Annotated in this window: 7 protein-coding genes; 1 reads left to right on the plus strand and 6 read right to left on the minus strand. The window is 58.1% G+C overall.

The genetic code is table 11. From position 1 onward, the window contains the following. The first annotated feature begins 4 nt into the window (after nt 1-4). Nucleotides 5-817: a hypothetical protein gene (locus HY26_RS09730; RefSeq protein ID WP_112073499.1), complete on the plus strand. Its 813-nt coding sequence runs from the start codon at nt 5-7 to the stop codon at nt 815-817. Here the strand turns inward: HY26_RS09730 and maiA are convergent. The 6 genes from maiA to HY26_RS09760 form a co-directional block, all read right to left on the minus strand. Further along, on the minus strand, nt 814-1,452 hold the full coding sequence (gene maiA / locus HY26_RS09735) for a maleylacetoacetate isomerase (RefSeq protein WP_112073502.1): 639 nt from the start codon (nt 1,450-1,452) through the stop codon (nt 814-816). The two genes, HY26_RS09730 and maiA, sit on opposite strands and share 4 nt — an antisense overlap. Next, on the minus strand, nt 1,452-2,771 hold the full coding sequence (gene astB, locus HY26_RS09740) for an N-succinylarginine dihydrolase (protein WP_112073500.1): 1,320 nt from the start codon (nt 2,769-2,771) through the stop codon (nt 1,452-1,454). Before astB ends, maiA begins: the two co-directional genes overlap by 1 nt. Further along, the gene (gene astD / locus HY26_RS09745; protein ID WP_034763938.1) at nt 2,768-4,219 is read right to left on the minus strand and encodes a succinylglutamate-semialdehyde dehydrogenase; all 1,452 of its coding nucleotides are present in this window, start codon (nt 4,217-4,219) and stop codon (nt 2,768-2,770) included. The genes astB and astD overlap by 4 nt, the downstream gene beginning before the upstream one ends. Further along, entirely contained in the window at nt 4,219-5,262 is a 1,044-nt protein-coding gene (locus tag HY26_RS09750) for an arginine N-succinyltransferase (protein WP_112073501.1), read from the minus strand. The genes astD and HY26_RS09750 overlap by 1 nt, the downstream gene beginning before the upstream one ends. A 2-nt stretch (nt 5,263-5,264) precedes the next feature. Further along, entirely contained in the window at nt 5,265-6,524 is a 1,260-nt protein-coding gene (locus HY26_RS09755; protein ID WP_034763943.1) for a hydrolase, read from the minus strand. 110 nt (nt 6,525-6,634) lie between these two features. Next, nucleotides 6,635-7,060: OmpA family protein (locus HY26_RS09760; RefSeq protein WP_146740204.1), on the minus strand; the 426-nt coding region annotated here is incomplete at its 5' end.

Genomic DNA, 7,060 nt, shown 5'->3' on the forward strand with positions numbered 1-7,060 from the left:
CTCAATGAAGAAACCTGTTCTCTGGATCGCATCCGCCCTCATCGCGATTGGTTTGGGGACCTGGCTTTGGCGCACGGTGATATCTCCCCCTCCCTTCATTGAAGTGAGCCCGCTCAGCTACACCGACTATGCCAGTTGGTCTGTGGTCCCGAAGGAAACCCCTCCGGCTGTTTGGCAGGATGGCTGGGCGACGGATGTCTTCCTTGTCGACAGCGCATCTGAATTGAAGGGCCGCACCGGCAAGCAACTCGACAAGAAAGAACAAAACGCCCGCCTTCAGGGCCGCATGCTGGAAGACGGACTTTCGGCGATTGGGCCTGTTTATGCCCCCCTGTATCGCGCAGACGCGAAAGGAGACGATCTGGCCCGCGCGTTTCTGATCTATCTCAGGAAACACAATCACGGACGCGCGCTGGTCATCGCATCGGATACGGCGCTCCCCGACGCATTGTTGGCCGAGTTGGAACTTGAGCCTGAATTGATGGAACGCTTTGGGGGCTTCTACCGGATCGGAAAGAAACCCGAAACGCTCTCGCTGACCGACAATCCAGAAACGTCAGTAGAGACTTACTGCCCTTCTCACCTGACTGAGAGCGCCGCGTGCGTGAAGGATATCACCACCGTCCGTAAAGGTGGTTTTGCCGTGCTCGCTCCGGACTCTTCCGTAACAGAATCCGCTGCAGCGTTCGGTGAATGGCTGAATGCAAACGCATCGCCCATGGCTGAACCGTTGGGTGATCTCGAGGAAGTTGAGATCGTTGATATCCGCCGGCCAGGCGACACGGATGAGCGCCGCGAGAGAAAGAACCGCGACTAGGCCGGCTTGTTTGCGTCCGGCGAAGCTTTTTTGAAAGCGTCCAGTTCCAGGCACGACTTGTCCAGCGCCAACAGCCCGGGAAACGCGGACAGGTCCATATCGAACCGGCGGGCATTGGCGATCTGGGGAACCAATGCGATCTCTGCCATCGTAGGGGCATCTCCGAAAAGAAAGCGGCTACCGCTTCGCCCGGCTGCAAAGGCTTCCAAGGCCTTGAACCCACGACGGATCCAGTCATGGTACCACCGCGTGACAGACGCATCGTCAGCGCCGAATTCGTGACGCAGAGTGGAAAGAACCGCGAGATTGTTCAGCGGGTGTATATCGCACGCAATCGTATTGGCGAATGAGCGTGCCTGGAGGCGGTCCCATGAATCGTGTGGAAGAATTGATGGCTTAGGGTAAGCTTCTTCCAGCCACTCCAAGATGGCAAGCGACTGTCCTGCCCGCTGTCCGTCCACGTCGAGCGTCGGAACGCGCATCTGCGGATTCACGGACTTATACTCGGCTGATTTCTGTTCATCTGATCCTGGAGCTATATTCACCGGAACCTGCTCATAAGAAATGCCTTTGAGGTTCAATGCGATGCGAACACGGTATGCAGCAGACGATCGCCAATAATCGTAGAGACGGATCATGCCAGTTCCTCCAATTCGAGTACGTCGAGCAACGCCTCTCGCGCAATTCGGCACTCGTCGGCAAATGACGAATCTGCGAGATCCTCTGGAGCAAGCCGGTCGCGATAAGCCGTACGCACCACTGCCTGCAAGGCGTCGATCCGTTCCTCGGTCAGCAATGCTCCCTGGTGACAGGCCGCTAATTCAGCGTCTGTCATGACGACTCGCAAACGCAGGCAAGCGGGCCCGCCGCCATTTCGCATGGATTGGCGCACATCTACATACTGAACCCGGCCGATCGGACCGTTGCCGGCAACCAAACGCTCGCAATAGGCCCGAGTTGAATCGGCTTCCTGCACCTCAGTTGGCGCAACCAGCACCAGCCGGGATTCACCAGGCATAACCAGGAGCTGAGAATTGAACAGATAAGAGCGGATGGCATCTTCCAACGAGACTTCGCTGTCCGGAACCATCACCGGTTTCAAGTCAAACAAACCGGTTGCAGCAGATCGAAGCTCTGCCAGCGTTGCTTCAGTATTTTCGAACGCTGCCTCATGGAAAAACAAGGTGTCGGCGGCCCCCACACACACCACGTCGTTATGGAAGGCTCCCGCATTGATGGCCTCTGGTGATTGGCGAACGATAACTGCGCGATCTGGTTTCAATCCGTGAGCACGTGCAATGCTCTCAGCGGATAGTCTGGTCTGCCGGGCCGGAAACCCGGCCCGGTCTTCGCCCGGCTCACGGCCATAGACGAACAGTTCCACACCCGGTGCGCCATGCGACGCACACAGACGGACATGGTTCGCCGCGCCTTCATCCGCAAAGTCCGGATGCATCGGAAGAGCGGCATGAACCGAAAAATGCTTATCATCACCGAAAATCGCCTGCAGCGATGCCGTCGTGTCCGGATGCTCCAGAGACCTGTGCAACATCGTGGAGAGATTTGCTGCCGTCAGATGAAGGCGTCCATCCTGTGTATCCGCCGATGGCGACACCGTTGCGGCATTGGCCGTCCACATGCTGCTGGCGGAATAAGCCACTTTCAGCAATCGAGGCGCCCGTTTGGCGGCCTGGTCGATTATCTGCTGGTCTGTGCCGTGAAAGCCCGCTGAGACAAGAAGATCAAAGTTTGGGCGCGGAAGTGGCGGCAGGACACCCTGAGTGAGCCCTGCCCTGACCAGCGTCCGCATCTTTTCCAGTCCCTGCAGCGCTGCCTCGCGCGGATTTGAAACATCGCCGGCGTTTCGGGAACTCGCAAGATTACCGTCGGACAAACCACCATAATTGTGGCTCGGCCCGATCAGGCCGTCGAAATTGACTTCCCGTGCGCTCACTTTGGGAATCCCTGGGCAGTCATTCGCTCTGCCTTGTCAGATACCTGGCTCGCCTGCGGCCATGCACAATAATCTGCCGCATAATACGCACCCGGACGGAAATTTCCGGAAAGACCCGGGCCACCAAATGGCATGGCGCCGCTGGCGCCCGCAGTCGGCCTGTTGCGATTCAGGATGCCGGCACGCATGTCATGGTGCGCCCTGACCCACAAAGTATCATCATCACTTACAAGCCCACCTGAAAGCCCGTAGCGGGTGTCATTGGCGCGCTCAATCGCCTGATCAAAATCCGAGACGCGAATGATCTGCATGACGGGCCCGAACAACTCCTCATCCGGGACGTCTGTGGCGTCGGTTACATCGATGACACCTGCGGAGACAAAGCCGCCGCCCCTCTCCAGCCGATCGAGCGCTTTCAGTGTCCGTCCGCCGCGGGCGAGCAGCATGTCCTGGAATACCGCAGCATTCGTGGCCGCTCTTTCAGAAACCAGCGGTCCCATGAACACGCCTTCTTCGTTCCAGGCACCTATCTTCAAACCTTCCGCGCGCGCAACGATCGCATCGGTAACCTGATCTCCCCATTTTCCTTCAGGGAGGATCACCCGGCGCGCGCAGGAACAACGCTGTCCGCTTGTCAGGAATGCTGATTGAGCCGCGATGTCGGCGGCGGCGTCGACATCCGCCGGATCCCAGATAATCAGCGGATTGTTGCCGCCCATTTCGAGCGCGAGAATAACTTCGGGACGGCCCGCAAAGTGTTTGTGGAAAAATACCCCCGTTGCCGCAGAGCCGGTAAACAGCAGACCATTTATATCTTGGTTCAGCAGCGCGCCGCCGGTGTCACGTCCGCCGTGAACAATGTTGAGACACCCTTCTGGAAGTCCAGCGGCGGCAAATGCCTCAGCCATATGGAATGCCACACCAGGCGCCAGCTCAGAAGGCTTGAACACGCACGTATTGCCCGCAAGAAGCGCCGGCACAATGTGTCCATTTGGCAAGTGGCCGGGAAAATTAAATGGACCAAACACGGCCATGACGCCGTGTGGTCTGTGTGTCAGGTGAGATGACCCAAAGGCGGCCTCAGAAAATTTCGTTCCGGCACGCTCCACCTGCGCTGCGATTGAAACAGCCACTTTAGCTTTCATGGTCGCGGCTTCAGAGATAGACTCCCACAGAGCCTTGCCCATATCGCGGCTAACAGTTTCAGCGATCGCATCGGCGCGCTTGGCGATCTCATCTGCATAACGCTCCAGGATGGCCGTTCGGTCAGACTGAGGCAGCCGGCTCCAATGCCGAAAAGCCTTACGAGCCGAACTGACCGCCTCATGAACTTCAGATTCATCGGCGCCGTGCCCTTCCCAGACGACTTCCCCAGTCGCAGGACAGTGGTTTTGGAAATGCGCAGCCTTTCCGGCACGCCAGCGACCGTCGATATAAGCACCATTCATTACGACTTGCTCCGTTGCCAGATGCGCCCTTCAGCGCCTGGCTTCAGTTTGAGGATCTCAAGGGTATCAGGGCTGACCACTGCAGTATCCGGGTCTTTCAGAATGCTCTTGGCAAGGCTCGCCCGGAATTCCGGTAGCGTGTCACTTGATGCCAGCCCCTGCGCCGCAGCAGGATCAGCATCGACGTCACCGGCTTCAAAACGTATACGGCAGCTTTCCTGAATTGTCCGTATGTGCCGGCGTTGTGCCGTCACAAGCGGCCCCCCGTCAAATATGTCCACCGTTCGGTCGAACTCGAAACCTTCCCATTGCAACAGCTTGTAGGCACCGACACCATCGGAATGGCATCTGCCGATCACCTCGCGCGCTTCTGGTGGCAACAGATCGACATAGATCGGATACTTGGGCATCAAATCCAGGATAAATTGGTTATCTGTCGTGGCGGACAGCCGATCCGCTTCGGTGAAGTCCATACGGAAGAAATGCCGTCCCAGACACTCCCAGAATGGCGACCGACCTTCATTATCGACGACGCCCCGCAGCTCCGCGAGCACTCTGTCACCAAAACGATCCGGGGCAGCCGCCATAAGCAGATAACGTGACTGCGCAGCTAGACGCCCCGCCCCGCCACCGCGGTGCTCTGGTTTCAGGAACAGGGTTCCGACCTCCGTATACCCCACATATTCATTGGTCAGGACCAGCGCATCCATATCAAAGCGGAGGTTTCCCGCCGCCTGGCTGGCCTGCGCCAGTGTAATCACGCGATAATTAAAAAACGGCTGGTCAATACCAGTCCCCGCCTTCACTGCGGAGCAACCCACCACTTCACCTGTCTCTGCGTCTTCCATCATCAAGAGATACTTGCCGTACTCTATCCGATGGAGGCGCCCAAGGAATGCATCGTCGGACTTTTGCAGACGTTCCCGCAAAATCTGTACATCGACCGGAAGACTGGTAAATCCGGGTCCGGACAGTTCGGCCAGTTCAATAAGCGACTGCAAATCACCCAGCCGCGAGGGCCGCATCACATAGTTTACTGCCATGATCAGTTATCCATCAGCGCTTTGATTCCCGCGCCATCCAATCTGCCATCCGCGAGCCTGTTCAGAAGGAGCGCCGACAAGATCGCTCGCTCCGAAAAACTGCTCGTAAGCACATATTCTTCATTGGAGTGAATGCGTCCGCCCATGACACCCAATGTGTCTACGTTCGGCACCCCCGCTGCGAAGATATTGTTACCTTCGCACACGCCGCCGGTGTCTTCGAATACGAGGTCCAGACCGATCGCCTGCCCGGTCGCCCGAACGGCATCGAAAAGGGCCTGCTGCGCAGCATTGCGAGGCTTGGGCGGCCGGTAGAATCCGCCATGCAAATGACCATGAATTCCATTCCGCGCTGTTGCCCTAGCGAACAGGCGTTGTACTTCCTCGGTTGCCCAAGCCGCTGCATCTGCATCAGGAGCACGCGCGCCAAAACGCACAATCGCAAGATCGGGTACGATGTTTACCGGACCTCCTCCATCAATGGAGCCGACATTCAGGGTTACGCCGTCTCGCTGACCGTTTAACATCTCGAGCCCGACGACGAGTTCGGCGGCTGCTTCGATTGCACTACGGCCTTCGTCCTTCGCCCGGCCGGCATGGGCAGCCCGACCATGCAAGACGATGTCGAACACGGCAGACCCTTTTCGTCCGCCAGACATGGCACCTGTGTCCATGCACGGTTCGTAGGTCATCCCGATATGCGCCCCCGAACGAGCGGCTTCGGTCAACGCGCGGGCACTGGCAAAATTTCCGATCTCTTCGTCCGGTGTGATGACGATCTGGTATCCAAGCCGGTCTTTCAGCGAACCGGCCTCGAAAGCAAGGAGCGCTTCCCGCATCACGCAGAGACCGCCCTTCATGTCCGCCAGTCCAGGGCCATTCAGACGTCCGTCACCAAGATCACGGATCGTCTCAAACGTTCCCGGCGGGAAGACGGTGTCATAATGCCCTGACATGATCACCTGAACGGGCGCATCTGGCCGGGCGGAGACACGTATGACCGAAGAGGTTTCTGTCGTCTCGGTCTCCCCTGCATCATTCACCGACTCGAACGGGTCACCTGCTTCAAGGCGAACCTCTGCATCAAGTTCTGCAAAAGCATCCGCCAGAATAGGCGCCAGCTTCCGCAAGCCGTCGACGTTCCAGCTGCCTGTGTTGATGGATGCCCAGCCTTGTGTCTGGGAAATCATGTCGGAAGCGCGCGATTTGAGGCGTTCTCGCGCCGCCTCATCATCGTGGCTCAAAGTGCTCAGATCAATCATGGCTCTTGGTTTCACAGGAAACGATTTCCGGCAAGGCCCCGTGCTGGAGGCCAAAACAAAAATGGCCCGACGCAATGCCGGGCCATTCTCAATTTCTTGCGTAAGCCGTCTTACTGAACGGTGATCACGACTTCCGAGCGGCGGTTCAGCGGCTCGCGAACACCGTCGCGGGTTGCTTTTGCCAGTTCGGTTTCGCCTTTGGCTTCTTCAGTGATGAGCGAAGCATCGATGCCACGGGCGATCAAAGCCTGACCAACGACATCAGCGCGGCGCTGAGACAGACGCTGGTTGTAAGCGCTGGCACCCGACGTATCGGTGTGACCGGCGATGCTAACCGAGCTGGTCGCACAGCTTGCTTCAGACTGAATGTTCGCCACAGCCTGATCGATCACGGCAGAGGCCTGACTCGTCAGATCAGCGCGATCCCACTCGAAATACACCACGAAGCTCTGGCCGAGATCCGAGCAAACCACTTCCGGACCGGTCGAAGCCTCGGTTGGAGGCGGCGGAGGCGGCGGAGGCGGAGGCGGCGGAGG

This window comes from Hyphomonas sp. GM-8P (genome assembly GCF_003263315.1).
In the GTDB taxonomy this organism is placed as follows: domain Bacteria; phylum Pseudomonadota; class Alphaproteobacteria; order Caulobacterales; family Hyphomonadaceae; genus Hyphomonas.